Raw genomic sequence first — 23,607 nt, forward strand, 5'->3', positions numbered from 1 at the left:
CGAAGGGGTGAGCGCGGGCGTGGCCTCGGATGTCGTCACGAGGGGGTCGCGGGATTCGGTGCGGGAGCGGGAGTGGGCGTGGGAGCGGGCGCGATCCGGGTGTCGGGGCGTGGCCCCTCGAGGCAGGAAGCCTTGGAGCCGCGCGACACCGGCGGAAGACGCCGTTCTGGTGACGGCCCTTCGACGATCAGGTTCGGGAGAGACCCAGCCGGATCAGGGAGACCGCGGTCCCGCAGGGGTGCAGGGGAGAAGCCGGATCTGAGCGCAGCGCGCGCGGTGTCTCCCGGAGGGTCGAGAACTGTCCGGGGCGCCCGAGGACGCGAGAAAGCAGGAGCATCGCGGCGAGGCCGCACAGCACCCCGAGAATGCAGAGTGCGGCACCGACGAGGGTGCTCGTGACGGCGACCGGCAATGCGGCCTGGGCCTGGGCCTCGTCCGTTTCGGCGTCGGCGCCGATCGCGGCGGTGTCGTCGAACGCATCGATGGCCGCGGCGGCGAGCGAGGGGGCCGCGCCGTTCTCCCCGGCATCGCCGTGTGCGGTCACCGCGAAGGCGAAGAGGAGCAGGAGCGCCAGGCTCACGGTGGTAATGAGGCGCATTATCACCGGCTGGTCGACAGTCGCCGTGGATCGGTGGATCCCGGGCGGGCGGCGCATTCTCCGGATCCTACTCCCACGACCTATCGCGTTCCTTCGAGCGGGAGACGGGAACTAGGCTCGGTCGCGACGCAGTTGCTCAGAGTCGTGGTGATACCAGGAACCACGTAGGCTGATACTGCGTTCCATCACGGCATGTCGCACGACGGCGTTCGAAGGAGAACATCAGATGCAGATCAGTGGACAGGGTGCACTCATCACCGGCGGAGCCTCCGGGCTGGGGCTCGCCACGGCGCGACGACTGGTCGCAGCGGGCGCGCACGTCACGATCATCGACCTCGCCTCATCGAAGGGCGCCGAGGTCGCGGACGAGCTCGGCGGTCTCTTCGTCGCGGCAGACGTCACGAACGCCGAGGAGGTGCAGGCGGCCGTCGCGGCCGCGCAGTCGGCGGCACCGCTGCGCGTCGTCGTGAACTGCGCCGGGATCGCCCCACCCGCCAAGGTGCTCGACCGTGAGGGCAACCCGGCCGTGCTCGCCGACTTCGAGCGCGTGATCCGGATCAACCTCGTCGGTACGTTCAACGTCATCTCCCAGGCCTCCGCCGTCATCGCGAAGAACGAGCTGCACGACGAGGAACGCGGTGTCATCGTGAACACCGCGAGCGTCGCCGCGTTCGACGGGCAGATCGGCCAGCCCGCGTACTCCGCGTCCAAGGGCGGCGTGCACGCGATGACCCTTCCGGTGGCGCGCGAGCTCGCCCGCTACGGCATCCGGGTCTGCACGATCGCCCCCGGCATCATGGAGACGCCGATGCTGATGGGCCTCCCGCAGGCGGCCCAGGACTCCCTGGGTCAGCAGGTGCCCTTCCCGTCCCGTCTCGGCCGCCCCGACGAGTACGCCGCCCTCGTGCAGCAGATCGTCGAGAACGGCTACCTCAACGGCGAGACCATCCGCCTCGACGGCGCCATCCGCATGGCGCCGCGCTGACCCCGCGGCTGTCCCTCCCCTTCGCGATCGAGAACCCAGGAGAACACATGTCCCTTGCAGGCAAGACCATCCTGATGTCGGGCGGCAGCCGCGGCATCGGCCTCGCGATCGCGCTGCGAGCCGCCGCCGACGGTGCGAACATCGCCATGCTCGCGAAGACCGACACCCCGCATCCGAAGCTCGAGGGCACGATCCACACCGCCGCCGAGCAGATCCGTGCGGCGGGCGGCCAGGCTCTCCCGATCGTCGGCGATGTGCGCGACGACGACGACATCACCGAAGCGGTCCTGAAGACGCAGGGTGAGTTCGGCGGCATCGACATCGTGATCAACAACGCCAGCGTCATCGATCTCTCCCGCTCGCTCGACCTGAGCGCCAAGAAGTACGACCTGATGCAGGACGTCAACGTGCGCGGGACGTTCATGCTCTCCCGCGCGGCGGTGCCGATCCTGAAGGATGCCGAGAACCCGCACATCCTCTCGCTGTCGCCGCCCCTCAATCCGTCCCCGAAGTGGCTGGGCGCGCACACCGGCTACACCCTCGCGAAGTTCGGCATGACCATGGCGACGCTCGGCCTCGCCGCCGAGTTCGCCCGCGACGGGATCGCCGCCAACACGCTCTGGCCGCGCACCACGATCGCCACTGCCGCGGTGCAGAACCTGCTCGGCGGCGACAAGGTCATGGCCGCGAGCCGCACGCCCGACATCTACGCGGACGCCGCCTATACCGTGCTGCTCAAGCCCGCCGCGTCGTACACGGGGCAGACCCTCATCGTGGAGGACGTGCTCGAAGCCGACGGTGTGACCGACTTCTCCCGCTATGCGGCGATCCCCGGCACCCCCGACACCGCCCTGTTCCCGGACATCTTCCTCGACTGAGCTTCCCTGCTGCCCCAGCTGCCCGAAGTCGGAGGCCGAAACAGAGACCATCCGACGTCAGGGCCGCGTGTCGGGCGACGCCACGCCGCACTGAACCTGGTTCGTCTCCGTTTCGGTTCGTCTCCGTCTTGGCGGGAGGGGGGTGAGGGCGCGTGGTGTGGGTGTGGTCAGAACAGCAGGTAGACCGCGCCGAGGATGGTGAGGGCGATCACGATGCGGTCGAACACGCGCTGATTCATGCGGCGGGCGACTCGCAGTCCGAGGAGCGCGCCGACGACGACGAGCGGGGCGAGCGCGGCATCCATCAGCAAAACGGGCGTCTCGAACAGCCCGAGGCCCGCGAGGAAGGGGACCTTGATCACGTTGATGATGGCGAAGAACCAGGCGGATGTGCCGAGGAACACCTGCACGGGGGTGCGGGTGGCCAGGAAGTACATCGACATGACCGGGCCTCCGGCGTTGGCGACCATGGTGGTGAAGCCGCCGAGGGTTCCGTAGGCGCCCGCGAGGATGATGCCGCTGGACGGGGGAGCCGCCGTGTCCGCTCTGCTCTGCCGCCACCGACGCCACAGGGTCACGGCGATCATCAGCAGCAGGATCACGCCGATCGCCCGACGGACCACCCCGTCGCCGGCGAGGGCGAGGAACGCGAAGCCGACCAGCAGCCCGGCGATCACCGCGGGGGCGAGCCGCAGCAGCGTCGGCCAGTGCGCGTGCCGACGGTAGGCGGTGAGGGCGAACAGGTCGCCGACCATCAGCAGCAGGAGGGTCGCCGCCGTCGAGGTGCGTGCCGGCAGCACGGCGGCGAACAGGGCGATGGCCAGGATGCTCCCGCCGGGCAGTGCCGTCTTCGAGATGCCGATCGTCACCGCGGCCACCGCGAGCGCGGCCCAGGCCCACGGGTCGAGGGCGATCACCGTTCGAGCTCGGCGACGATCGCGTCGTAGCCCCGTGCTGTGGCGAGATCGACCGGGAGCACGCCGTCCCCGTCGGGGATGCTCGTGTCTGCTCCGCCGTCGATGAGCGCGCGCACCACGTCGACGTAGGTGGAGGAACCGTCGCCGAGCACGATCGCCTCGTGCAGCGCCGTCCAGTTCAGGTCGTTGATGTGGTTCGGGTCGACACCGGCCTCCAGCAGGATGTCGATGGTCGAGAGGAGTCCGCGTTCGGCGGCGGGGATCAGTGCCGTGCCGCCGAAGCGGTTCGTGCTTGCGAGGTCGGCGCCGTTGTCGAGCGTCAGCAGGAGGATCTCGTCGTGTCCCCGCGCACCGGCGTACAGGTAGGCGGAGTCCTGGATGTCGTCCTTGGCGTTGACGTCCGCACCCGCGTCGATGAGAACGTGCGCCGCGTCGACGTGATCTGCCTTCGTCGCGACGATCAGTGCGGTCATGCCCCCATGCCCCCGTGCCTCGAGGTCCGCCCCGTCGTCGATCGCCTTCCTGACGGCGGAGGCGTCTCCGGACGCTGCGGCGGCGAGCAGATCGCGAGTGGCGTCGGTCATGGCGGGCTCCTGGGTCGATGAGCGCGGATCAGGTGCCGACGGAGGCATGGCCGACGTGCAGCCGGTCGCGGTCAAGAGCGCGATCGCGACGGCACCGATCGACAGCATCCGTCGCGCACCCATGCATCCGGTATACCAACGATGGGGAGTGTGCGGTGCTCGATCGCGTGGTGTCACTCGCGCGTGGCGGTGAGGGCCGCGGTGAATCGTGCGGCGCGCTGCTCGATGTCGGTCCAGTCGGCGTTCTTGATCGACGCGCCGTTCGCGAGGTCTCCGCCCGCACCGACCGCGACCGCTCCGGCGGCGAACCAGGCGGCGAGGTTGTCGGGGTTCACGCCACCGGTGGGCATCAGCGGGGCGTCGGGGAACGGTCCGCGCAGGGCGCCGAGGTACGACGGGCCACCGAGCGATGCGGGGAAGATCTTCACGACGTCGACGCCGAGCTCGAGTGCGCCCATGACCTCGGTCGGGGTCATGGCGCCGGTCATCACGACCCGGCCCGTGTCGAGCATGCTGCGCGTGAGGTGCGGCAGGGTGCCGGGGCTCACGAGGAACTCGGCTCCCGCGTCTGCAGCCTGCTCGGCCTGCGCGGCCGTGGTGACGGTGCCGGCCCCGACGTAGGCGGCGTCGCCGTGGCGGGTGATGAGCTCGCGGATGACGGCGGGCGCGTCGGGAGTGGAGAAGGTCACCTCGATGCCCGTGACCCCGCCGCGGATGATCGCCTCCGAGGCCTCGAGGGCCAGTTCAGGGGAGGGGGCGCGGAGGACGGCGAGGATGCCGGTCGTGCGGGCGCGGTCGAGACGGTCGGGCATGGGGCTCCTTCATCGGGCGGGCTCGTCCATTCTCCTGGGCGCAGCCTGTAATGACAACTCGATCAGGACGTGTGGGTGTGCGGCCAGGCGTCGATCACGTTCTTGGACTCCTTGAGTCCGAGCCCCGTGTGCTCGCGGAGGGTCTTGATCGCCGCGATGGCCGAGCCGCCCGCGACCTGCGCGTCGATCGTGGAGGCCACCGACGGCGGCAGCGAGGCGCGGACCGACGACGGGGTCGCGGTGATCGACGAATGCGGCGCGGTCGTGTGAGAGACGGCTGCGGGGTGCGGAGCCGTCGTGCTGACCGACCAGTGCTCGATACGGTCCTTCGCGTCTTTGAGCGAGACGCCGGAGTGATCGCGGTAGAGCTTGATGGCGTGGATCTTCTGACCCGCCACCACGAGGCGGTCGACCTCGGCGACGACCTCCGGGGTCAGCCCTGGAGCCGCAGCGGCGGAGGCGGAAGGGGCGGTGTGTGGGGCGGTGGAGAACGCCGGAGGATCCGGGAGTTTCGGGCGCATCCCTCGGACGGCCGCGGCGAGGACCGCGACGACCACGATCAGGCCGACGACGATCGCGATGATCCACAGCACGGCATCCATGGCCTCAGTCTAGGGAGGCAGCCGCTCGCGCCCGGGGTCTTCCCATCCGCCACCGCGTACCCTGGAAGGTATGACCGAGACTCCCCGCACGCGCGAGACGCGCCCCGCAGCACCCGCGTCGTCGCGTTCGGGGGCCGTCCGCGAGACCAAGAAGCCGCAGGTGCGCCCTGCGACCGAGGGCTGGACGCAGCAGAAGGATGCCGAAGGGCGCCCGCTCCTGCAGTTCGCGAGCCCCAAGCGCGGGAAGCCCCCCGTGCACCTCGCCGACCTCACCCCGGCCGAGCGCATCGACAAGGTGAAGGAGCTCGGCCTGCCCGGCTTCCGTGCGAAGCAGCTCGCGACGCATTACTTCCGGCACTACACGTCGGACCCCGAGCAGATGACCGACCTCCCCGCGGACACCAGGGAGCAGCTCGTCGCCGGGATGCTGCCGCCGCTGCTCACCGAGGTGCGACGCCTCGAGACCGACCGCGGTGACACGATCAAGTTCCTGTGGCGCCTGCACGACGGGGCCCTGGTCGAATCGGTGCTCATGCGCTACCCCGGCCGCATCACGCTGTGCGTGTCGAGCCAGGCAGGCTGCGGCATGAACTGCCCCTTCTGCGCGACCGGACAGGCGGGACTGACCCGCAACATGTCGACCGCCGAGATCATCGAGCAGATCGTGCGGGCCAACCGGCTGATCGCCGAGGGTGGCCTGGGCGGCAAGAAGGCCGACGACCACAGCATGGAGCGTGTCTCGAACATCGTCTTCATGGGCATGGGTGAGCCGCTCGCCAACTACAAGCGCGTGATGGACGCCGTGCGCACGATGGTCGCCCCGCAGCCCGACGGCCTCGGCATGAGCGCTCGCGGCATCACGGTCTCGACCGTCGGCCTGGTACCGGCGATCAAGAAGCTCGCCGATGAGGGCATCCCGGTCACTTTCGCCCTCTCGCTGCACGCCCCGGACGACCATCTGCGCGACGAGCTCATCCCGGTGAACTCGCGGTGGAAGGTCGACGAGGCCCTCGACGCGGCCTACGACTACTACGCCAAGACGGGTCGTCGCGTCTCGATCGAGTACGCGCTGATCAAGGACATGAACGACCACGCCTGGCGTGCCGACCTGCTGGCGGACAAGCTCAACCAGCGTGGACGCGGGTGGGTGCACGTGAATCCGATCCCGCTCAACCCGACCCCCGGGTCCATCTGGACGTCGTCGGACAAGGACGTGACGGACGAGTTCGTGCGCAGGCTCAACGACGCCGGCATCCCGACGACCCTTCGCGACACCCGCGGCAAGGAGATCGACGGGGCGTGCGGTCAGCTCGTCGCGACGACCGAGGACGAGGCGGCTTCCGCCGCACTGGCCTGAGGCGCCGAGTCGGCCTGAGGCGTCGAGTCGGCCTGAGGCGTCGAGTCGGCCTGAGGGATGCCGTCGCGGCGTCCGTCAGCGGCGCCGAGTCGTTCGGCGCGGTCGAGCCACCGGGTGATGGTCGCGGGCGTCGCATCCTTGACGCCGAGCATGCGATGGGTGCGCACCGAGCGGATCCCGCAGAAGCGCATCGTTCCGCGGGCGACGTGGGTCTGCGCGGGCAGTCCCGTGAACGGTGCGAAGAACCAGGGCGTGTCCGCGAGCAGCAGCAGCCGGCCGTGCCGCGCAGGCAGCAGCCCGTCGGGGAGCCCGAGCTTGTTGTAGCGGTACTCCTGCTGCGGTAGCAGGGCCCTGTCGAAGAAGCCCTTGAGCAGCGCCGGGACGGAGCCCCACCACAGCGGCGTCGCGATGACCACGGTGTCGGCCTCCTGCAACGCACGCTTCGCGTCGACGAGGTCGGGCTCCAGCGTCATGCGCTCGCGGTAGCCGAAGCGCAGGCTCGGGTCGAAGTCGAGGTCGCGCAGGGCGAGTACGCGTGCGTCACCGTGCCCCGCCGCATAGCGCTGCGCGAGCGACGCGGTCAGGGAGCGGGCGTCGGGGTGGCCGTCGATCACGAGAGCGGGCATGGCTGATTCCTATCTGGACAGTGTCAAGCTGGTGGACACTGTCAAGATAGGAGAGGATGTTGCTCATGTCAAGTTCGAAGGACGGCTATCACCACGGCGATCTCGCCCGTGCGCTCGAGGACGCGGCGATGCAGCTGCTGGAACGCATGCCCGCAGCCGAGATCAGCCTGCGCGAGGTCGCACGCGCCGCGAACGTGAGCCACAACGCCCCGTACCACCACTTCTCCGACCGGCTCGGACTGCTCAAGGCGATCGCCGAACGCAGCATGGCCGACCTCCTCGAACAGGTGCGTACGGCGACCGAGTCCGCGTCGACGCCCGAGGCCGCGCTCACCGCCGGCGGCGGCGCATACATCCGCTTCGCCGTCGAGCATCCGCATGCGTTCGACGCGGTGTACGACCCCACGGTCTGCATCCCCGGCTCGCCCACGGCCACGATGGCCCCGCTGATCGACGGACTCGAAGCCGTGCTCGCCCAGGCAGCCGTCGGCGCCGGCCTCGATCGTCCGACCGATGCGGTGGCGCTGTGGGGACTGATCCACGGGCTGGGCACCCTCGCCGCCGCCGGCCACTTCACCCTCGACGCGGCACTCGAGACGTACGCTGCCGCGCTTGACCGGCTGCTCTGACGCCGCTCCGGTCGCGATATGACACCCGAATGGCCGCAGATGGCTGGAATATCGCGACGGGAGCAGCCAACCTGAGAGGCCGCAAAGGACTCTTCCACGTTTTCCACAGGCGATCTTTCGTAGATTGTTCGAATGCCCTATTCCGCCCATCGACCGGGTCGTTACGACTCGCAGGGTCGGATCATCCTCGACAGCGAACCCGACGCCGTCACGGATGACCTCGACTTCCTGCGCGAGTTCGAGCCCACCGGACCCGAAGACGCCGCCCGAGACGCGTCCTCGTCCGAGGCGACCCCGATCGCCGACGCCGTCACCGCAGAAGAGACCGCAGAGCCCGCCCCGGACGCATCCGCTCCGGTGAAGCCAGCGCGTGCGCCCCGTGTCCGCCGGCCCCGCAAGAAGCGCGAACCCCCGCGCTCCCGGCTCGCGCGCTCGCACCCTCGCGATCCTCGGCGGTGCGGAGGGCGAGATCCTCGACCGTGTCCCCGGTGAGACGCCCCGCTTCGTGCAGATGTTCTTCGTGCTCGCAGGCACCGCTCTGGTGTCCGCGATCTCGATGCTGTTCGCCCTGACCACCGGCGTGCAGGCGGCGGTCTGGCTGGCCGTGCCGCTGGCGCTGGTCTGGGCGCTCATCATCTTCAACCTCGACCGCTTCCTCACCTCGACCATGAGCTCGACCAGGAATGTCTGGCGCCTCATCGGGCTCGCCATCCCGCGTGTGATCATGGCTGCGATCATCGGCTTCGTCGTGGCAGAGCCGCTCGTGCTGCAGATCTTCCACAACGACATCGCCCGCGAGGTCGCCTCCACCAACATCACCCAGTCGCAGTCCGACCAGGAGGCTCTCGAGTCCGGTCCGGAGAAGATCGCGCTCGACGCGGCCTCCGCCAAGGTCGCCGAGCTCGAGAACCAGGCGGCCACGGGCATCGTCGCAGGAACCGACTCCTCGTCGGCCACCGAGTCGGCGGCTCAGGCCACGGTCGATGACGTCACCGCGAAGATGACCGCCCAGCAGGCCGTGATCGATCAGGCTCGGGTGCTGTATCAGTGCGAGCTGACCGGTGAAGGCGCCGGCACTGTTCCCGGCTGCACCGGCGTCAATGGCCAGGGTGCCAGCTCCGATGCCGCCAAGGCCCAGCTCGCCGAAGCACAGCAGACCTACGACGCGCTCGCCGCACAGCTGCGCACCGCGAACGAGGAGCTCGCCGCCGCCGGCACCGCGGCCAAGGAGAACACCACCTCGTCCGAGGCGCAGAACCGTGAGCAGGCGAAGTCGCAGCTGCCGACGGCTCGTGACTCCTACGACCAGGCGCTCGCCGCGTACAACGCGCGAGCCGATGCCGTGGCGCAGGGCAACGCGGGAGCGGTCGGCCTGCTCAGCCAGATCAGCGGACTGAACCGACTCAGCGAGAAGGAGCCCACGATCCTGTGGGCGCACATCCTGATCGCGGCCCTGTTCTTCATGATCGAGCTGCTGCCGGTGCTGGTCAAGGTGCTCACGAGCTATGGCGACCCGAGTCTCTACGAGAAGGCCGCCGCGATCCGCAAGCAGGTCGCCCTCGACAAGGTGACGGCCGAGGGGTTCCGCGACCGTGCGCAGATCGTGACGGATCAATCCCAGGAGATACAGGCGGAGTCCGGTTCCGGCGAGCCGCAGACGCGCGCGGAACGTCGGGAGGCGGCCGAGGCGCAGGAGCGGGAACGGGCCGAGAAGCGCGCGCAGGCGCAGACGCTCGAGGAGCAGGAGCAGCTGGTTCGTCCGACGATCGGCTGAGCTGAGCCACGTGGCAGGGCGCCGGTCGGCTGGTGCTCAGAGGAGCTGAGGAATCCGCTCCGACATCGGTGGTGCCTGCTCTGGTTCGATGTCGCGGATCCGGGTGGTTCGGAGCACCGGGTCGTCGCCGACGGCGACGGCGATGGAGCGGATCAGCGCCACGGTGGACGGTGTGCGTGCCCAGTGCGCTCCGGTGATCAGCGCCTCGATCGCCGGAAGCGCCGCGTTCGCCGTGTCGGTCTCGCCGGACGACCACATCCGCATCCCGTTCACCGCGCCCGACGATGTGCTGGAGGAGGGCATCCGCCGGCTCGGTGGGGCGTGGCGTGAGTATCGGGAGACTCTCGGGATGCGTTCCTAGGATGACCCGCATGACACGGATGCAGCGCCGGACTCTGTGGATCTCGATCGTCGGCGCGCTCGCCGTCCTCGCCTACGCCGCGTTCGCCGCCGTGCAGATCCTCGTGCTCAACCCGCTCGCCGCAGCTCCCGGTCGAACGCTCGACGAGATTCGTTTCGCGATGTCGGAAGCCGGGGAGAGCCTGATGCCGGGTCAGGCTCTTCTCGTCCTCGGCATCGGCGTCGCACTCGCCGTGGTGCTCGCGGTCGTCGTGGTCCGCACGGGCGCGCATCCGCTCGTCCCGGTGATGGGATTCCTGGCCTTGCTGATGCTGGGTGCGATCGGCTACTTCGCGGCCTCGTTCGGTGCCGGCATGGGGCTCGCCGACGCCTTCGGCATCAGCGGGGGCGACTACTCGCCCTGGGCTGTACCGCTCTATGCCGTGAGTGTGCTCTCGGGGATCGTGCTCGTCGCTGTGGGGGCCGTGGTCTCCGCGCGCCGAAGCGGTGCCGCAGCGCCCGACTGAGGCCGTCCGCCTCCATCCGGCCCCGCCGGCGCGGGCAGCCAGTAGCGTTGGTCCATGGTCAACTATCGCTATCTCGGCAACAGTGGTCTCAAGGTCTCGGAGATCACCTACGGCAACTGGGTCACGCACGCATCGCAGGTCGAGGACGACGCCGCGGTCAAGACCGTGCACGCCGCCCTGGACGCCGGCATCACCACCTTCGACACTGCGGACACCTACGCGAACACGGCGGCCGAGGTCGTGCTCGGCAAGGCCCTGGAGGGTCAGCGTCGCGAAGGGCTGGAGATCTTCACCAAGGTCTACTTCCCGACCGGGCCCAAGGGTCCGAACGACACCGGCCTGAGCCGCAAGCACATCTTCGAGTCGATCAACGGTTCGCTGACGCGTCTCGGCACCGACTACGTCGACCTCTACCAGGCGCACCGCTTCGACTACGAGACCCCGCTCGAGGAGACGTTCCAGGCCTTCGCCGACGTGGTCCGTCAGGGCAAGGCGCTCTACATCGGCGTCTCGGAGTGGACCGCGGAGCAGCTGCGTGAAGGGCACGCGCTGGCGAAGCAGCTCGGCATCCAGCTCATCTCCAATCAGCCGCAGTACTCGATGCTGTGGCGGGTCATCGAGGGCAAGGTCGTCCCGGCGTCTGAGGAGCTCGGCATCTCGCAGATCGTCTGGTCGCCGATGGCGCAGGGTGTGCTGAGCGGAAAGTACCTGCCGGGTCAGCCGGTGCCCGAGGGCTCTCGGGCGACCGACCCGCACAGCGGCGCCGACTTCATCAAGAGCTTCCTGCAGGACGACATCCTCACCGCGGTGCAGCGCCTCAAGCCGATCGCGGAGCAGGCGGGGCTGTCGATGCCGCAGCTCGCGATCGCGTGGGTGCTGCAGAACCCGAACGTGGCGGCGGCCCTCGTCGGCGCCTCCCGTCCGGAGCAGCTCGCCGAGACCGTCAAGGCCTCCGGTGTGAAGCTCGACGCCGACACGATGACCGCGATCGACGAGGCTCTCGGCGACACGGTCAACCGCGACGCCGAGAACACCTACTCGGTCTCACCGAAGTCCCGGCTCGTCTGACTTCCTGATCCAGACGCCGAGACCCATCGGAAACACCGAGACCCACTCCCGCTGACGTGTGCGGGGGTGGGTCTCGGCGTTGGGGGTGGGTCTCGGCGCTGGGTTACTCCTTCACCGCGCCGGCGGTCAGGCCCTGGACGATCCAGCGGCTGGCGAGGGCGAACATCACCATCGTCGGGAGGATCGTCAGCACGGCCGCGGCGCTCATGGAGCCCCAGTCGATGTTGAACGTGGAGATGAAGCCGTTCAGCGCCGATGGCACGGTGCGGTTCGCGTCGGTGTTCATCAGCACGACCGACAGGAACAGCTCGTTCCAGCAGTTCACGAAGTTGAAGATGAACGCCGCGATGATGCCGGGGGTCATCACCGGCACGAGCACCCGGAACAGGGCGCCAAGGCGCGAGCAGCCGTCGATCATCGCCGCTTCTTCGAGCGCGTCGGGGACGTTCTCGAAGAAGCCCCGCAGCATGACCGTGGAGAACGGGATGCAGATCGCGATGTAGACGAGGATGAGCCCCGGCTTGGTGTCGACGAGGCCGAGGTCGGTCATCATCGAGTACAGCGGTCCGAGGGCGATGAACGCCGGGATCATCTGCGTCAACAGGAACGCGATGAGCACCGCCCCCTTGCCGCGGAACTCGAACCGCGCCAGCACGTAGGCGCTGAGCAGCGCGATGAGCGTCGCCACCGCGCCGGCCGACACCGCCACGATGGCCGAGTTCGCCAGGAACGTCCCGAACGAGCTCTTCTCGAACAGGCTCGTGAAGTTGTCCAGCGAGGGTTCGCTCGGCCAGTACTCGATCGGGAAGCGGTTGATGGTCCCCGGCGACTTGAACGCGGTGAGCGTGATCCAGTACAGCGGGAACAGGGTGATCAACAGCCACAGCCCCAGGCCGACGACACGCACCACACCGCCCGCCGTGACACGGGGCTTCGGGCGCGGTGCGGCCTTCGGGTCGGGGACCGTGATGCGACGGGTCTCCGTGACTGAGGATCCGGTCCGGACGGATGAGGTGATGGTCATCGCTGCACTCTCCGCATCGCCATCAGGTAGAACGCGCAGAAGACCATGAGGAATGCCACGACGATGAGCCCGATGGCGCTCGCGATGCCGTAGTTGCCCTGCTGCGTGTAGTTGATCATCCAGGTCGTGATGATGTGGGTCTGGTTGGCCGGGCCGCCGTTCGTCATCGCGTAGATGATGTCGGGGAAGTTGAAGATCCAGATCACGCGCAGCAGGATCGTCAGCAGCAGCGTCATCGAGATGTACGGGATGATGATGGAGAACAGCTGCCGCACCTTGCCGGCGCCGTCGAGGCTCGCCGCCTCCAGCATCTCGTCCGGCACCGACTGCAGAGCTGCGAGGATCATGATCGCGAAGAAGGTCACGCCGTACCAGATGTTCGCGACGATCACGGCGAACATCGCGAGCTTCGGGTCTGCCAGCCACGGCAGCGGGGCGTCGATCAGGCCCGCTTTCATGAGCAGGTCGTTGACGACGCCGAACTCGGCGTTGAACATCCAGCGGAACAGCATGCCGATCAGGAAGCCGGACACCGCCCACGGGAAGAACACCAGCGCCTGGTAGAGCCCGCGGAAGCGGAAACGCTTGCGCAGCGCGAGCGCGATGAGGAAGCCGATCACGAGCTGCGGCACGAGCGAGCCGACCACCCAGAGCACCGAGTTCCAGGCGACGGTCGGGAAGGCGGGATCCCGGAACACGGCGAGGAAGTTGTCGAAACCCACGAACGGCGTCGACGTCAGGTCCCACAGGTTCCAGTCGTGAAAGGCCATGCGGGCGCCCTGCAGCATCGGCCAGTAGGTGAACCAGCAGACGAAGACGATCGCCGGCGCGAGGAACGCCAGCAGCGTGAGCGCAGTGCGACCCCGGAAGGGGCGGCGACGCGATGCCGGGGAGGCCCCGCCGGCCGGCTGCTGCGAAGCAGTGCCGACGGAGCCTCCCTCATGAGCGGTGCGGGCCACGGATCAACCCTTCTCCGCGGCGTACTTCTCGGTCCAGAACGCATCCCACGAGGCGAGGAGATCCTTCGTGGACATGTTGCCGAGCAGCACGTTCTGCACGTCCTGGTCGGACTTCTGGATCCACTCGGTCCACCAGCTGACCCCGCGCGGCTGGCGCACGTTGACGTAGGTCTCCGGGTCCTCGGTCATGGTGACGTAGCTGGTCCACGGGCCGGACGAGTAGAAGTCGTCATCTGCGGCGGAGGCGATGATGGGCACCAGGCTGTTGGCCTGCGCGAACTCGGTCGCGGGCTCGGCGGACGACAGGAACTCGACCAGCTTGACCGCCGCCTCCTTGTTCTCGCTGTTCTCCGCGACGCCCCAGCCGGCGACGGCGAGGGGCTGCGCGGCCTTGCCGGACGGGCCGACGAGCAGCGGGGCGGTGTCCCACTGGTCCTCGGTCAGCGACGAATCCTGCACCGTCGCGATGACCTCCGGGTCCTGCAGGAGGAAGGCCGTTGTGCCGTTCGTGAACCCGGCGACCATCTCGGGGTAGCCCCACGACACGGCGGACGGCGGCGACGCCTCCTTGAAGAGGTCGAAGTAGTCGTCGACGGCATCCTGTGCCTCGGGAGCCGCGAAGATCGTCGAGCCGTCCTTCATGAGGAACGCGTCCTCCGTGTCGAGGCCGTCGATCGTGTAGGCCTCGATCGCCGCGACGACGTTGCTGTTCGCGTTCTGGCCGCCGCGGAAGGCGTACCCGTAGATGTTGTTCGACGGGTCCTGGATCGCCGACGCCTGCTCCAGCAGGTCCTTCCAGCTGTGCGGCGGGCCGTCGAAGCCGGCATCCTTCACGAGGTCGGTGCGGTAGAACAGCGACAGCCCGTAGAAGCCGTAGGGGACGAAGTAGCTCTTCCCGTCCTCCGCGACCGAGGCGGACTGCGCGTTCTCGGTCAGCGCGTCCCAGCCGTCCCACTTCTTCAGGTCGGGCCCGAGGTCGTACAGCCAGCCGTTGTTCGCGAACGGCCCGACGGTGATGTCGCGCACCTCGAGCACGTCGACGCCCTTGCCGGACTGCAGCATCTGCTGGATCTTCTGGTCGGCCTGCTCGGTGGGCGGGGAGACGAGGGTAACGGTGATCTTCGGGTTGGCCTTCTCGAAGTCGTCGAGCAGCCCGCGCAGCAGCTCCGTACGGGCGGGGTTGGTCAGGCTCTCGACCATCTGCAGCTGGACGGAGCCGTCGTCGGAGGGGCCGGAGCCTGCGGAGCAGCCGGTGAGTGCGAGGACGGCGACGGTGCCGAATCCCGCTGCGGTCGTCAAGATCTTGTTCTTCACGATGTGCCTCTCGATGGGGGTGGGGGTGGGTGTTGCGGTCGGGTGGACGGACGGTCGTGCTCAGGGAAGGACGAGGGAGTCGGCCTGGCGGATGCCGGCGCGACGGAGGATCTGCGGGATGCAGCGTTCGACGAAGGCCTCGTAGTCGGATGCCTCGTTGTAGAGGTGTGCGGACAGTCGGAAGTAGCCGACGCCGCGGAAGCTCGTGAATGCCGTCTCGACACCGACCTCGTCGAGCAGATCCATCCGGAGCGCGTCGGCCTCCTCTCTCGTCGCGCCCAGGCCGAGCGGGAGGCGCACGAGGCGCATCGACGGCACAGGGGAGGGGAGGGGAGTGAGGGGGTCCTCGTCACTGTACGGGCGCAGAGCCTCGGCGATCAGTTCGGCGCCGGCGTCGGCGATCTCCGCCATCGCCGTGCGAGCCGCTGCCCACCCGAACTCGCTCTCGATGAAGTCGATGGCGGTCGGGGTGGCCAGGTACGTGGTGGCGTCGATCGTGCCCTGCGTGTCGAAGCGGGAGGGGTACGGCTCGCGTGCGGCCCAGGAGTCGATCAGCGGCCAGAGCTCATCGCGGTCGGGCGCCGTCGTGACCAGAAGAGCCGAGCCCCGCGGTGCGCACGGCCACTTGTGCATGTTGCCGAACCACCAGTCCCCGCCGGCGACAGCGGCCGCGTCGGGGACCAGGCCGGGGGCGTGAGCGCCGTCGACGAGGGTGCGCACGCCGTGTTCGGCTGCGGCGTCGGCGATACGTCGGGTGGGCAGGAGGCGGGCGGTCGGCGAGGTGATCTGGTCGACGACGATCAGTCGGGTACGCGGTGTGAGCTCGTCGGCGAAGAGCTGCACGATCTCGTCATCGGAGGCGAGCAGCGGCACCGCGACGGCGCGGACCGTCGCGCCGAAGCGCCGGGCGAGGCGTTCGGCGCCCATCGTGATCGCGCCGTACCCCTGATCGGTCACGAGGATCTCGTCGCCGGCGTCGAGTCGCAGGGCGTTGAAGACCACGGTCGCGGCGGCGGAGGCGTTGGGCACGAAGGCGCTGTCCTCGGCGCGGGCACCGATGAACGGGGCGGTGCGCTCGCGGGCCTCCTGCACGCGCTCCGCGATGCGCGGGAACCACTCGACGGGGCTGAGGTCCGCGCGGCGGCGTAGAGCGTCCTGCTGCGCGACGACGACGGACGGGACCGCGCCGAAGGACCCGTGGTTCAGGTGGATCACGGACGGGTCGAGGGGCCAGGCGTCGCGCGCTCGCATGCCGGAGGTCAGCGTGAGCGGTGCGGGGAACAGCGGTGCGGGCATCGGTCCTCATCGGTGAGTTCGGGCGAGTTGTTGCACAACTTTGCCACAGGGCTACCGATTCCGCCACAAAACTCCGGTGATGAAACATACTTGTCATACGAGTTTGCGGAAACATCGCTTTCCGACAGACTTCACGAAGAGCGGCGGAGTGTCTGGAGGACGACGATGAGCGCACTCGACACGGCGCTGCACGGGCTGCGGGCCTTGATCGCGGACGGCGCGCTGCGGCCGGGCGACCGGCTTCCCAGCGAGGGAGAGCTCTGCGAGACCCTTGGTGTCTCCCGCGGATCCCTGCGCGAGGCGATCCGTACCCTCGCCGCCCTCGGGGTGCTCGAGACGCGACACGGATCGGGCAGCTACGTCAGCGAGCTGCGCGCCGCCGACCTGATCGGCAGCCTCTCGCTCACCGTCGGACTGCTGCCGATGGCGGGCGTGCTCGAACTGACGGAGCTGCGCCGAGTGCTCGAACCCCACGCCGCTGCACTGGCCGCGGCGCGCATCGACGACGAGACGGTGGAGTCGCTGGACCGCGTGCTCGACGAGATCGAGGCGACCACCGACTTCGAGGCGCAGTCACGGCTCGATCACGAATTCCACATGGCGATCTCCGCGGTCGCGGGCAACGAGGCGCTGACCAGCCTCATCGACGTGCTGCGCTCGCGCTCCCGGGCGTATCGCATCTCCGACCCCGAGGATGCCGCGGAGCTCAAGATCCACTCCGATGCCGGGCACCGCGCCATCCTGCGCGGCCTGGCCGCCGCGGATCCGGTCGCTGCGAGTGCTGCGGCCTCCGCGCACGTCGCGTACACGGAGTACTGGGTGCGCAAGTACTCCGGACTCTGACCTCCCCGACACCCAGCGTCGAAACCCATCGTTGTCGCCCAGACCCACGCCCAGCGGCGGCTTTCACCGTGGGTCTCGGCGCGGACCGTGGGTCTCGGCGGGGAGGAGCGGGAGACCTCAGCCGAGGGTGATGTCGACCTGGATCTCGGCGGCGATGCGCTCGAGGTCGGCGCGCAGGGCGTCGAGGTCGACGTCGGCCGGCACCTTCGCCGTGACCGACGCCTCGAACAGGCGCCCGCCCGCCATCGCGGCATCGCGCGTCTCGGTGGCGAGCTCCTCGATGCTCAGGGCGTGAGCGTTCAGCACGCCGGAGACCTCGCGCACGATGCCGGGTCGGTCGTTGCCGAGCACCTGGATCTCGAGCAGCCGATCGTCGGCGGCGGCTGCGTCCGGGCTGCCGGTGAGCACGGCGAGGGTGAGCAGCCCTTGACCCTGGAGGCCGCGGAGCGCCGACGTCAGCTCGGCCTCCTTGTCGTCGGCGACCGAGACCTCGATCACGCCCGCGAACGTGCCGGCGAGCTCGGCCAGCGAGCTGTTCTCCCAGTTGCCGCCGTGCGCATCCACGACATCGGCGACGGCGGCCACGAGGCCAGGACGGTCTGCACCCGCGACGGTGAGGATCAGAGTAGTCATGCGGCCAGCGTAGCCCGCAGCCTTCACTCGCCCCAGACGCCGGACTCCAGGAACCGCTCCAGCCGGGCGCGGTGCGGGGCGAGGTCCCAGCCCTGCGCGGCCACCCACTCGTCGGAGTAGTAGGTGTTGGCGTAGCGGACTCCGCTGTCGCAGATCAGGGTCACGACGCTGCCGGTCTCGCCCGCGGCCCGCATCCGCGCGATGAGCTGGAACGCGCCGTAGAGGTTCGTGCCCGTCGACCCGCCGGCCCAGTGCAGGGTGCGTTCACGCAGCAGGCGGATCGCGGCGATCGACCCCGCATCGGGGACCTGGATCATCTCGTCGATCACGGTGGGCACGAACGACGCCTCGACGCGCGGGCGGCCGATGCCCTCGATGCGACTCGGGCGTCCGGCCGGCGGATCCACCGTGCCGGCCCATCCGTCGTAGAAGGCTGAACCCTCCGGGTCGACGACCGCGACCTTGGTGTCGTGCATCCGGTACTTCACGTAGCGGCCGAACGTGGCGCTGGTGCCTCCCGTGCCCGCACCCGTGACGATCCAGGTGGGGATGGGGTGGCGTTCCTGGGAGAGCTGGCTGAACACGCTCTCGGCGATGTTGTTGTTGCCGCGCCAGTCGGTCGCGCGCTCCGCGAACGTGAACTGGTCGAGGTAGTGGCCGGTGCAGTCCGATGCGAGGCGCTGCGCCTCCGGCGACATGTCCTCCGCACGGTCGACGAAGTGGCAGATGCCGCCGTAGAACTCGATGAGGTCGATCTTCTCCTGCACCGTCGAACGCGGCACGACGGTGATGAACTTCAGGCCCAGCATCCGGGCGAAGTACGCCTCGGAGACCGCGGTCGACCCACTCGACGATTCCACGAGCGTGGTGTCTTCGCGGATGCGTCCGTTCACCAGCCCGTAGAGGATGAGCGACCGCGCGAGGCGGTGTTTGAGGGACCCCGTCGGGTGCACCGACTCGTCCTTGAGGTACAGGTCGATGCCCCATTCGGGCGGCAGCGGGAACAGGTGCAGGTGCGTGTCGGCGCTGCGGTTGGCATCGGCTTCCAGCAGGGCGATCGCGGTGCTGGTCCAGTCGCTCATGCCCTCGAGACTACCGGGCGGTCAGCCGACCGTTCCGGCGCGCGAGGCCCCGCCCTCGCCGTCCACGTGCAGCAGCGAGGCCTGCGACTGCTCCTGCTGCAGCTGGAACTCGAAGCGCGACCGGTCGCCGCGGTGATACGCGATGAAGTACTCGATGGGCGTGCCGTCGGCGCTGCGGCTGATGCTGCGCAGACGCAGCAGGGCCGAACCAGCGCTGACGCCGAGATGCTGCGCCTGCTCGTGCGTGGCCACGGTCGCCTCCGCCGAGCGCACGCCGTGCGTCGCAACGATGTCGTTGTCGGCGAGCAGCCGGTACAGCGACGCCTCGGTCAGGTCGGCGCCGAGCGTCACCGAGCCCACGGCTTCGGGCATCCAGGTCGTCGAGAGCGACCACGGCTCCCCGTCGACGTGGCGCAGACGCTCCAGCACGACGACGGCAGAGCCGACGGGCACCTCCAGGGCGAGCGCGATCTCTTCATCCGCCGTCGTCCGCTCGTGGCGCAGCACGTCGCTGTGCACGTGGCCACCACGGCGCTCCACGTCGTCGTACAGGCCCACGAGGGTGTGCACCAGGCTCTCGCTGGTGCGGGGCCGGGAGACGAAGGTGCCCTTGCCCTTCACGCGCTCGACGAGCCCCTCATGTTCGAGCTGGGCGAGCGCTTGACGCACCACGGTGCGGGAGATGCCGTAGCGCTCGCACAGCCGGTGCTCGCCGGGGAGCGGATCGCCGGGCTGCAGGCCGTCGCGGGCGATGCCGTCGATGATCAGCTGGCGCAGCTGGTCGTACATGGGCGCGGCGGAATGCCGATCGATCGCGTCGTCGACGATGGCCATCAGTACGCCACCCCCGCGTGCAGGATCACGTTCGCGTAGGGGGTGAACTCCCCGGAGCGCACGAACGCGCGGGCGCCCTGGCTGAGCTTCTTGAAATCGACGTGCGGGATGAGCTCGATCTCGAAGCCCTCATCGGCGAACCGCTCCCGCAACGCCTCGAGCACTTCGGGACTCTGCTCCGCCACCTCGGCCGAGACGGTGGCGCCCTCGACCACCAGCTCGGCGAGCACGGTGTCGAGCACGTCGAGGAAGGCCGGAGCCCCCGGTCGATACGCCAGGTCGATGCGCTCAGAGCCCGGCGGGATGGGCAGGCCTGCATCGGTGACGACGATCAGGTCGGTGTGCCCGGTCTCGCTGATCACGCGGGAGAGCGCGGGGTTGATCGTGGTGGCGGTCTTTCGCATGGGTCTCCTCGGTTCTCCGGATGCGGGGATCGCGGAGTTCAGCTCGCGACGGATGTGGTGGTGCGCTCGGCCAGGAATGCCTCGACCTCCGCGCGGTGGGGCAGGCTCGGCGATGCGCCCTGCTTGGTGACCGTGAGCGCGCCCGCCGCCGTTGCCAGCCGCACGGCGTCCTCCAGGCTGCTCCCGTTGGCGAGCGCTGCACCGAGATAGCCCGCGTAGGCGTCTCCCGCTGCTGTCGTGTCCACGGCGTCGACGGGGAACGGCGGGATCACGGCGGCGCCCTCCGCCGTCACGACGCATGACCCCTGGCCCGCGAGTGTGATGACCGCGGCGCCCACCCCCTGTGCGAGGAACCAGCGGCCGGCGCGCTCGGCCGAGTCCGCGTCCGTGACCTCGATGCCGCTGATCAGCGTCGCCTCGGTCTCGTTGGGGGTGACGATGTCGATGCTCCGCCAGATCTCGGCGTCGAGCTCGGCGGCAGGGGCGGGATCGAGGATGACCGTCATGCCGTGTTCGCGTCCCCGCGCGGTGATGTGCGCGGTGAGCGCAGAGGGGGTCTCGAGCTGCGTGAGCAGCACCGACGTGGTGGGAGCGAGAGCCGCGAGCGCATCGTCGATCTGTGCGGCACTCAAGGCCGCATTGGCCAGCGGCACCATCACGATGTCGTTCTGCGCCGAGGAGTCGACGCGGATGTGCGCCACTCCGGTCGGGCCGGGAACCGTGCGCAGGTGCGCCAGGTCGACCCCGGCGGCCGTGAGCCCGTCGACGACGAGATCGTGGAAGAGGTCGTCGCCCACGCAGCCGACGAAGCTCGTCCGTGCCCCCGAGCGCCCGGCGGCGACGGCCTGGTTGGCACCCTTGCCTCCCAGCATGAGGGTGAACTCGTCGCCCAGGATGGTCTCGCCCCTGGCGGGGAGGCGTCCGGAGAAGGTGGTGACATCGGCCGTGACGCTTCCGACGATCACGACGCCGGTGCGATCCTGGGGGTGTGCGGGGGTCATCTCGCTCCTGATCTCCTTCGACGGCAGGCGTAGCCGACGCTTTGACAGACCGCGGTGGCTGTCATTACATTAGCCGAATCCGCACCTGTAACGACAGGTTGTCCGCGAGGAGACCCCGATGAACCCGATCGCGCCACGCCTGTACGTCGACAGTGCCGACGTCGACCGCGTCTCCCGCCTGCTCGCCGCCGGGGTGGTGCACGGCGTCACCACGAACCCGACGATCCTCGAGCGAGGCGGTCGCACCGCAGCCGACATCCCCGAGCTCTACGCCCGATGGGAGGCGGAAGGCGCGCGTGAGATCTTCTTCCAGACGTGGGGAGGCGACACGGACTCCTTCCTGCGCAATGCCGAGGGCATCCGCTCGCTGGGCGAACGGGTAGCGGTGAAGGTGCCGGCGACCACTGCGGGCTTCGCCGCGGCATCGAACCTCGTGCGCGACGGCGCGACCGTGCTCGTCACCGCGGTGTACTCGGTCGCGCAGGCGCTCGCGTGCGCCTCGATCGGCGCCCAGTACATCGCGCCCTACCTCGGTCGGATGCGCGACGCCGGCCTCGACGGCGATCACACCATCGCACGGATGCAGGAGGTGTGTGCGGGCAGCGACTCGAACGTGCTCGCCGCCTCGCTGCGTTCGGCCGACGACATCACGGGGCTGCGCCTGGCCGGAGTGCCGTACTTCACCGCAGCGCCCGACGTGCTGGAGGAGGTGCTCTTCCACGAGGTGAGCGACAGCTCCGCCGCCGAGTTCGACGCCGCGATGGTGCGCCTCGGCGCCTGAGCGACGCCCCGGAGCGGATCAGTTCGCCGCGGCCTGACGCAGCCAGCGCTCGACACCCGCGATGTGCGCGGTGGCGAGCGAGGTCGCGAGGGCGGAGTCGTGCTGGGCGATCGCGTCGGCGATGGCCCGGTGCTCCGACAGGGTGCGCTCGACCGCGCCGGCCTCCGTGAGACCGCGCCAGACCCGCGCACGCACGGTCTGGCTGCTCAGGTGCTCGATCAGGCTCGCGAGATACGCGTTGCCCGACATCGCGACGATCTCACGGTGGAAGCGGATGTCGTGGTCGACGAGCGCCTCGATCGTGACGGCCGCATCGACCGCGTCGACTTCGTCACGCAGCTCGGAGATCTGCTCCTCGGTGCCGAGCGTGGCCGCCAACCCCGTCGCCTGCGACTCCAGCATCCGACGGACCGCGAAGATCTCGAGCATCGAATCGTCGTCGTGCATGTCGACGACGAACGAGATCGCCTCCAGCAGCAGGTGGGGTTCGAGGCTCGTGACATAGGTGCCGTCGCCTCGTCGCACGTCCAGCACCCGGATGACCTCGAGCGCCTTGACCGCCTCGCGCATGGAGTTGCGGGAGAGGCCGAGCCGTTCGGACAGCTCCTTCTCCGGGGGGAGCCGATCGCCCGGGGCGAGTTCGCCCGCCACGATCATCGCCTTGATCTTCTCGATCGCCTCGTCGGTGACTGCCATGGCGTCATCCTAGCGATTGATCGGATGTCTCCGGCAGGATGGGAGCCATGCGTGTTCTCGATTCACATCTGCACCTCTGGGATCCGGAGGCCCTGACCTACACGTGGCTCGACGGGCCGCTCTCAGGACGCTTCGCCGGGGCGGAGCTGGAGCGTGCCCGTGTGGCGCGTGCGGAGCCCGAGCGGTCGATCTTCGTGCAGGCGGAGACCGTCGAAGACGACTTCCTCGACGAGGTGCGCTGGGTCGAGGAGCTCGCCCCCGCGGCGGGCGTGATCGGGATCGTGGCCGGCATCCGTCTGGATCGGGGTACCGACACGGTGGTGCACCTGGAGAGTCTCGCGGCGGAGCCTCTCGTCGTCGGCGTGCGTCACCTCCTGCAGGACGGCCCTGACGGGTTGGCCCTCTCCGCCGCATTCGTGACCGGAGCGCGGGAGGTGGCTCGGCGCGACCTGGCCTTCGACGCCTGCGTCCGTGCTGAGCAGCTGCCCGAGGTGGCGCGTCTCGCGGCAGCGATCCCCGAGCTGCGGATCGTGCTCGACCACCTCGGCAAGCCGGCGGTCGGCACGGCTGCTGCGCCGCTCGCGCCCTCAGCCGAATGGGTGCGCGACCTGACAGAGGTGGCGGGCCACGCGAACGCGTTCTGCAAGCTCTCCGGTCTGCAGGCGGAGGCAGGGGGAGACTGGGCGGCGAAGCAGCTGGTGCCGTTCCTCGACGTGGCCGCCGATGCCTTCGGCGTCGAGCGCCTGATGTGGGGGAGCGATTGGCCCGTCTCGGCGATCGGTCCGGCCGAGTCCGCTGCGCCCGACGCACCCGAGCGCGAGAAGGTGGCCTACCAGTCCACGGCACGATCGCGCGGGGCCGATGTCGTCATCGCGTGGGCGGAGGCGCGCGGCCACGATGTCGACGCCCTGTTCTGGCGCAACGCCGAGCGGTTCTACCGGATCGACGCCTCGGCCTGAGGGTTTCGAATCGCGCAACCGGTCCGATCCATGCTTCGGATATCCAGAGTGCGGATGGAACCAGTTGCGCGATTCGAAAGCGGGC

General features: G+C 69.2%; 27 protein-coding genes. 10 read left to right on the plus strand and 17 right to left on the minus strand.

Translation table 11 applies throughout. The features are described from left to right. Positions 1–187: 187 nt before the first annotated feature. Positions 188–598, minus strand: coding sequence for a hypothetical protein (locus tag AAY78_RS06410; RefSeq protein WP_046747504.1), 411 nt, complete (start codon positions 596–598; stop codon positions 188–190). 226 nt (positions 599–824) lie between these two features. Between AAY78_RS06410 and AAY78_RS06415 the strand changes: the two genes are divergently transcribed. Then, positions 825–1,583, plus strand: coding sequence for an SDR family NAD(P)-dependent oxidoreductase (locus AAY78_RS06415; RefSeq protein WP_046747505.1), 759 nt, complete (start codon positions 825–827; stop codon positions 1,581–1,583). Between the two features lie 47 nt (positions 1,584–1,630). After that, positions 1,631–2,461 (plus strand): SDR family oxidoreductase, encoded by an 831-nt coding sequence (locus AAY78_RS06420; protein WP_046747506.1) that lies wholly within the window; start codon positions 1,631–1,633, stop codon positions 2,459–2,461. A gap of 167 nt (positions 2,462–2,628) precedes the next feature. On the opposite strand, the gene AAY78_RS06425 is transcribed toward AAY78_RS06420, so the two are convergent. The 4 genes from AAY78_RS06425 to AAY78_RS06440 form a co-directional block, all read right to left on the minus strand. Next, the gene (locus AAY78_RS06425) at positions 2,629–3,378 is read right to left on the minus strand and encodes a sulfite exporter TauE/SafE family protein (protein ID WP_046747507.1); all 750 of its coding nucleotides are present in this window, start codon (positions 3,376–3,378) and stop codon (positions 2,629–2,631) included. After that, complete coding sequence (locus AAY78_RS06430; RefSeq protein ID WP_231589670.1) at positions 3,375–3,962, minus strand: ankyrin repeat domain-containing protein; 588 nt, start codon at positions 3,960–3,962, stop codon at positions 3,375–3,377. Before AAY78_RS06430 ends, AAY78_RS06425 begins: the two co-directional genes overlap by 4 nt. A gap of 173 nt (positions 3,963–4,135) precedes the next feature. Next, entirely contained in the window at positions 4,136–4,774 is a 639-nt protein-coding gene (locus tag AAY78_RS06435; protein ID WP_046747509.1) for a bifunctional 4-hydroxy-2-oxoglutarate aldolase/2-dehydro-3-deoxy-phosphogluconate aldolase, read from the minus strand. 62 nt (positions 4,775–4,836) lie between these two features. Next, positions 4,837–5,376 carry a ribosomal protein L7/L12 gene (locus tag AAY78_RS06440; protein ID WP_046747510.1) on the minus strand — a complete coding sequence of 180 codons (540 nt, stop codon included), beginning with the start codon at positions 5,374–5,376 and terminating at the stop codon, positions 4,837–4,839. Positions 5,377–5,446: 70 nt separating this feature from the next. Between AAY78_RS06440 and rlmN the strand changes: the two genes are divergently transcribed. Then, the gene (gene rlmN, locus AAY78_RS06445; RefSeq protein WP_058631673.1) at positions 5,447–6,733 is read left to right on the plus strand and encodes a 23S rRNA (adenine(2503)-C(2))-methyltransferase RlmN; all 1,287 of its coding nucleotides are present in this window, start codon (positions 5,447–5,449) and stop codon (positions 6,731–6,733) included. Here the strand turns inward: rlmN and AAY78_RS06450 are convergent. Continuing rightward, complete coding sequence (locus AAY78_RS06450) at positions 6,682–7,359, minus strand: NAD(P)H-dependent oxidoreductase (protein WP_046747511.1); 678 nt, start codon at positions 7,357–7,359, stop codon at positions 6,682–6,684. The genes rlmN and AAY78_RS06450 overlap by 52 nt on opposite strands. Positions 7,360–7,424: 65 nt before the next feature. Between AAY78_RS06450 and AAY78_RS06455 the strand changes: the two genes are divergently transcribed. Further along, positions 7,425–7,988: a TetR/AcrR family transcriptional regulator gene (locus tag AAY78_RS06455; RefSeq protein WP_046747672.1), complete on the plus strand. Its 564-nt coding sequence runs from the start codon at positions 7,425–7,427 to the stop codon at positions 7,986–7,988. A gap of 370 nt (positions 7,989–8,358) precedes the next feature. Further along, entirely contained in the window at positions 8,359–9,762 is a 1,404-nt protein-coding gene (locus tag AAY78_RS06460; RefSeq protein WP_231589671.1) for a DUF4407 domain-containing protein, read from the plus strand. A gap of 36 nt (positions 9,763–9,798) precedes the next feature. On the opposite strand, the gene AAY78_RS19700 is transcribed toward AAY78_RS06460, so the two are convergent. Beyond that, positions 9,799–10,065, minus strand: a complete 267-nt coding sequence (locus AAY78_RS19700; RefSeq protein WP_052748674.1) for a hypothetical protein — start codon at positions 10,063–10,065, stop codon at positions 9,799–9,801. A 68-nt stretch (positions 10,066–10,133) separates the two neighbouring features. Here AAY78_RS19700 and AAY78_RS06470 point away from each other — a divergent pair, with 68 nt between their 5' ends. After that, complete coding sequence (locus AAY78_RS06470; protein ID WP_052748675.1) at positions 10,134–10,628, plus strand: hypothetical protein; 495 nt, start codon at positions 10,134–10,136, stop codon at positions 10,626–10,628. Between the two features lie 54 nt (positions 10,629–10,682). Beyond that, positions 10,683–11,696: an aldo/keto reductase family protein gene (locus AAY78_RS06475; protein ID WP_046747514.1), complete on the plus strand. Its 1,014-nt coding sequence runs from the start codon at positions 10,683–10,685 to the stop codon at positions 11,694–11,696. Positions 11,697–11,799: 103 nt separating this feature from the next. Here the strand turns inward: AAY78_RS06475 and AAY78_RS06480 are convergent, their stop codons facing one another. The 4 genes from AAY78_RS06480 to AAY78_RS06495 are packed head-to-tail and all read right to left on the minus strand — an operon-like array spanning position 11,800 to position 16,289. Next, positions 11,800–12,720 carry a carbohydrate ABC transporter permease gene (locus AAY78_RS06480; protein ID WP_197077676.1) on the minus strand — a complete coding sequence of 307 codons (921 nt, stop codon included), beginning with the start codon at positions 12,718–12,720 and terminating at the stop codon, positions 11,800–11,802. Then, complete coding sequence (locus AAY78_RS06485) at positions 12,717–13,679, minus strand: carbohydrate ABC transporter permease (protein ID WP_046747515.1); 963 nt, start codon at positions 13,677–13,679, stop codon at positions 12,717–12,719. Before AAY78_RS06485 ends, AAY78_RS06480 begins: the two co-directional genes overlap by 4 nt. A 3-nt stretch (positions 13,680–13,682) precedes the next feature. Further along, complete coding sequence (locus AAY78_RS06490) at positions 13,683–14,993, minus strand: ABC transporter substrate-binding protein (protein WP_046747516.1); 1,311 nt, start codon at positions 14,991–14,993, stop codon at positions 13,683–13,685. Positions 14,994–15,053: 60 nt separating this feature from the next. After that, positions 15,054–16,289 (minus strand): aminotransferase class V-fold PLP-dependent enzyme, encoded by a 1,236-nt coding sequence (locus tag AAY78_RS06495; protein ID WP_046747517.1) that lies wholly within the window; start codon positions 16,287–16,289, stop codon positions 15,054–15,056. Positions 16,290–16,454: 165 nt separating this feature from the next. Between AAY78_RS06495 and AAY78_RS06500 the strand changes: the two genes are divergently transcribed. Beyond that, positions 16,455–17,132: a FadR/GntR family transcriptional regulator gene (locus AAY78_RS06500; RefSeq protein ID WP_046747518.1), complete on the plus strand. Its 678-nt coding sequence runs from the start codon at positions 16,455–16,457 to the stop codon at positions 17,130–17,132. 117 nt (positions 17,133–17,249) lie between these two features. Here the strand turns inward: AAY78_RS06500 and AAY78_RS06505 are convergent, their stop codons facing one another. Genes AAY78_RS06505 through AAY78_RS06525 form a run of 5 tightly spaced genes read right to left on the minus strand, consistent with a single transcriptional unit; the run spans position 17,250 to position 21,086 of the window. Continuing rightward, positions 17,250–17,765, minus strand: a complete 516-nt coding sequence (locus AAY78_RS06505) for a glycine cleavage system protein R (RefSeq protein ID WP_046747674.1) — start codon at positions 17,763–17,765, stop codon at positions 17,250–17,252. A 23-nt stretch (positions 17,766–17,788) separates the two neighbouring features. Further along, on the minus strand, positions 17,789–18,847 hold the full coding sequence (locus AAY78_RS06510) for a PLP-dependent cysteine synthase family protein (RefSeq protein ID WP_046747519.1): 1,059 nt from the start codon (positions 18,845–18,847) through the stop codon (positions 17,789–17,791). 21 nt (positions 18,848–18,868) lie between these two features. Then, positions 18,869–19,681 (minus strand): GntR family transcriptional regulator, encoded by an 813-nt coding sequence (locus AAY78_RS06515; RefSeq protein ID WP_046747520.1) that lies wholly within the window; start codon positions 19,679–19,681, stop codon positions 18,869–18,871. Continuing rightward, entirely contained in the window at positions 19,681–20,085 is a 405-nt protein-coding gene (gene rbsD, locus AAY78_RS06520; RefSeq protein WP_046747521.1) for a D-ribose pyranase, read from the minus strand. Before rbsD ends, AAY78_RS06515 begins: the two co-directional genes overlap by 1 nt. A gap of 38 nt (positions 20,086–20,123) precedes the next feature. After that, positions 20,124–21,086, minus strand: a complete 963-nt coding sequence (locus AAY78_RS06525; protein WP_046747522.1) for a ribokinase — start codon at positions 21,084–21,086, stop codon at positions 20,124–20,126. Positions 21,087–21,204: 118 nt separating this feature from the next. Here AAY78_RS06525 and AAY78_RS06530 point away from each other — a divergent pair, with 118 nt between their 5' ends. Next, positions 21,205–21,867, plus strand: a complete 663-nt coding sequence (locus tag AAY78_RS06530; RefSeq protein ID WP_046747523.1) for a transaldolase family protein — start codon at positions 21,205–21,207, stop codon at positions 21,865–21,867. Between the two features lie 18 nt (positions 21,868–21,885). Here AAY78_RS06530 and AAY78_RS06535 read toward each other — a convergent pair whose 3' ends face one another. Further along, positions 21,886–22,563, minus strand: a complete 678-nt coding sequence (locus AAY78_RS06535; RefSeq protein WP_046747524.1) for a FadR/GntR family transcriptional regulator — start codon at positions 22,561–22,563, stop codon at positions 21,886–21,888. A 47-nt stretch (positions 22,564–22,610) separates the two neighbouring features. Between AAY78_RS06535 and AAY78_RS06540 the strand changes: the two genes are divergently transcribed. Next, on the plus strand, positions 22,611–23,522 hold the full coding sequence (locus tag AAY78_RS06540; RefSeq protein WP_046747525.1) for an amidohydrolase family protein: 912 nt from the start codon (positions 22,611–22,613) through the stop codon (positions 23,520–23,522). The last annotated feature ends 85 nt before the right edge of the window (positions 23,523–23,607 follow it).

Origin of the sequence: Microbacterium sp. Ag1, from assembly GCF_001005635.1 — a bacterium.
In the GTDB taxonomy this organism is placed as follows: Bacteria; Actinomycetota; Actinomycetes; order Actinomycetales; family Microbacteriaceae; genus Microbacterium; species Microbacterium oxydans.

What these genes read in the sequence shown, in the direction of transcription:
- AAY78_RS06430 (WP_231589670.1), bottom strand. Translation starts at nt 3,962, where the DNA reads ATGACCGACGCCACTCGCGATCTGCTCGCCGCCGCAGCGTCCGGAGAC.
- AAY78_RS06530 (WP_046747523.1), top strand. Translation starts at nt 21,205, where the DNA reads ATGAACCCGATCGCGCCACGCCTGTACGTCGACAGTGCCGACGTCGAC.
- AAY78_RS06500 (WP_046747518.1), top strand. Translation starts at nt 16,455, where the DNA reads ATGAGCGCACTCGACACGGCGCTGCACGGGCTGCGGGCCTTGATCGCG.
- AAY78_RS06525 (WP_046747522.1), bottom strand. Translation starts at nt 21,086, where the DNA reads ATGACCCCCGCACACCCCCAGGATCGCACCGGCGTCGTGATCGTCGGA.
- AAY78_RS06450 (WP_046747511.1), bottom strand. Translation starts at nt 7,359, where the DNA reads ATGCCCGCTCTCGTGATCGACGGCCACCCCGACGCCCGCTCCCTGACC.
- AAY78_RS06470 (WP_052748675.1), top strand. Translation starts at nt 10,134, where the DNA reads ATGACACGGATGCAGCGCCGGACTCTGTGGATCTCGATCGTCGGCGCG.
- AAY78_RS06455 (WP_046747672.1), top strand. Translation starts at nt 7,425, where the DNA reads ATGTCAAGTTCGAAGGACGGCTATCACCACGGCGATCTCGCCCGTGCG.
- AAY78_RS06480 (WP_197077676.1), bottom strand. Translation starts at nt 12,720, where the DNA reads ATGACCATCACCTCATCCGTCCGGACCGGATCCTCAGTCACGGAGACC.
- AAY78_RS06505 (WP_046747674.1), bottom strand. Translation starts at nt 17,765, where the DNA reads ATGACTACTCTGATCCTCACCGTCGCGGGTGCAGACCGTCCTGGCCTC.
- AAY78_RS06435 (WP_046747509.1), bottom strand. Translation starts at nt 4,774, where the DNA reads ATGCCCGACCGTCTCGACCGCGCCCGCACGACCGGCATCCTCGCCGTC.
- AAY78_RS06515 (WP_046747520.1), bottom strand. Translation starts at nt 19,681, where the DNA reads ATGGCCATCGTCGACGACGCGATCGATCGGCATTCCGCCGCGCCCATG.
- AAY78_RS06495 (WP_046747517.1), bottom strand. Translation starts at nt 16,289, where the DNA reads ATGCCCGCACCGCTGTTCCCCGCACCGCTCACGCTGACCTCCGGCATG.
- AAY78_RS06440 (WP_046747510.1), bottom strand. Translation starts at nt 5,376, where the DNA reads ATGGATGCCGTGCTGTGGATCATCGCGATCGTCGTCGGCCTGATCGTG.
- AAY78_RS06535 (WP_046747524.1), bottom strand. Translation starts at nt 22,563, where the DNA reads ATGGCAGTCACCGACGAGGCGATCGAGAAGATCAAGGCGATGATCGTG.
- AAY78_RS06410 (WP_046747504.1), bottom strand. Translation starts at nt 598, where the DNA reads ATGCGCCTCATTACCACCGTGAGCCTGGCGCTCCTGCTCCTCTTCGCC.
- rlmN (WP_058631673.1), top strand. Translation starts at nt 5,447, where the DNA reads ATGACCGAGACTCCCCGCACGCGCGAGACGCGCCCCGCAGCACCCGCG.
- AAY78_RS06510 (WP_046747519.1), bottom strand. Translation starts at nt 18,847, where the DNA reads ATGAGCGACTGGACCAGCACCGCGATCGCCCTGCTGGAAGCCGATGCC.
- AAY78_RS06540 (WP_046747525.1), top strand. Translation starts at nt 22,611, where the DNA reads ATGCGTGTTCTCGATTCACATCTGCACCTCTGGGATCCGGAGGCCCTG.
- AAY78_RS06420 (WP_046747506.1), top strand. Translation starts at nt 1,631, where the DNA reads ATGTCCCTTGCAGGCAAGACCATCCTGATGTCGGGCGGCAGCCGCGGC.
- AAY78_RS19700 (WP_052748674.1), bottom strand. Translation starts at nt 10,065, where the DNA reads ATGCCCTCCTCCAGCACATCGTCGGGCGCGGTGAACGGGATGCGGATG.
- AAY78_RS06415 (WP_046747505.1), top strand. Translation starts at nt 825, where the DNA reads ATGCAGATCAGTGGACAGGGTGCACTCATCACCGGCGGAGCCTCCGGG.
- rbsD (WP_046747521.1), bottom strand. Translation starts at nt 20,085, where the DNA reads ATGCGAAAGACCGCCACCACGATCAACCCCGCGCTCTCCCGCGTGATC.
- AAY78_RS06475 (WP_046747514.1), top strand. Translation starts at nt 10,683, where the DNA reads ATGGTCAACTATCGCTATCTCGGCAACAGTGGTCTCAAGGTCTCGGAG.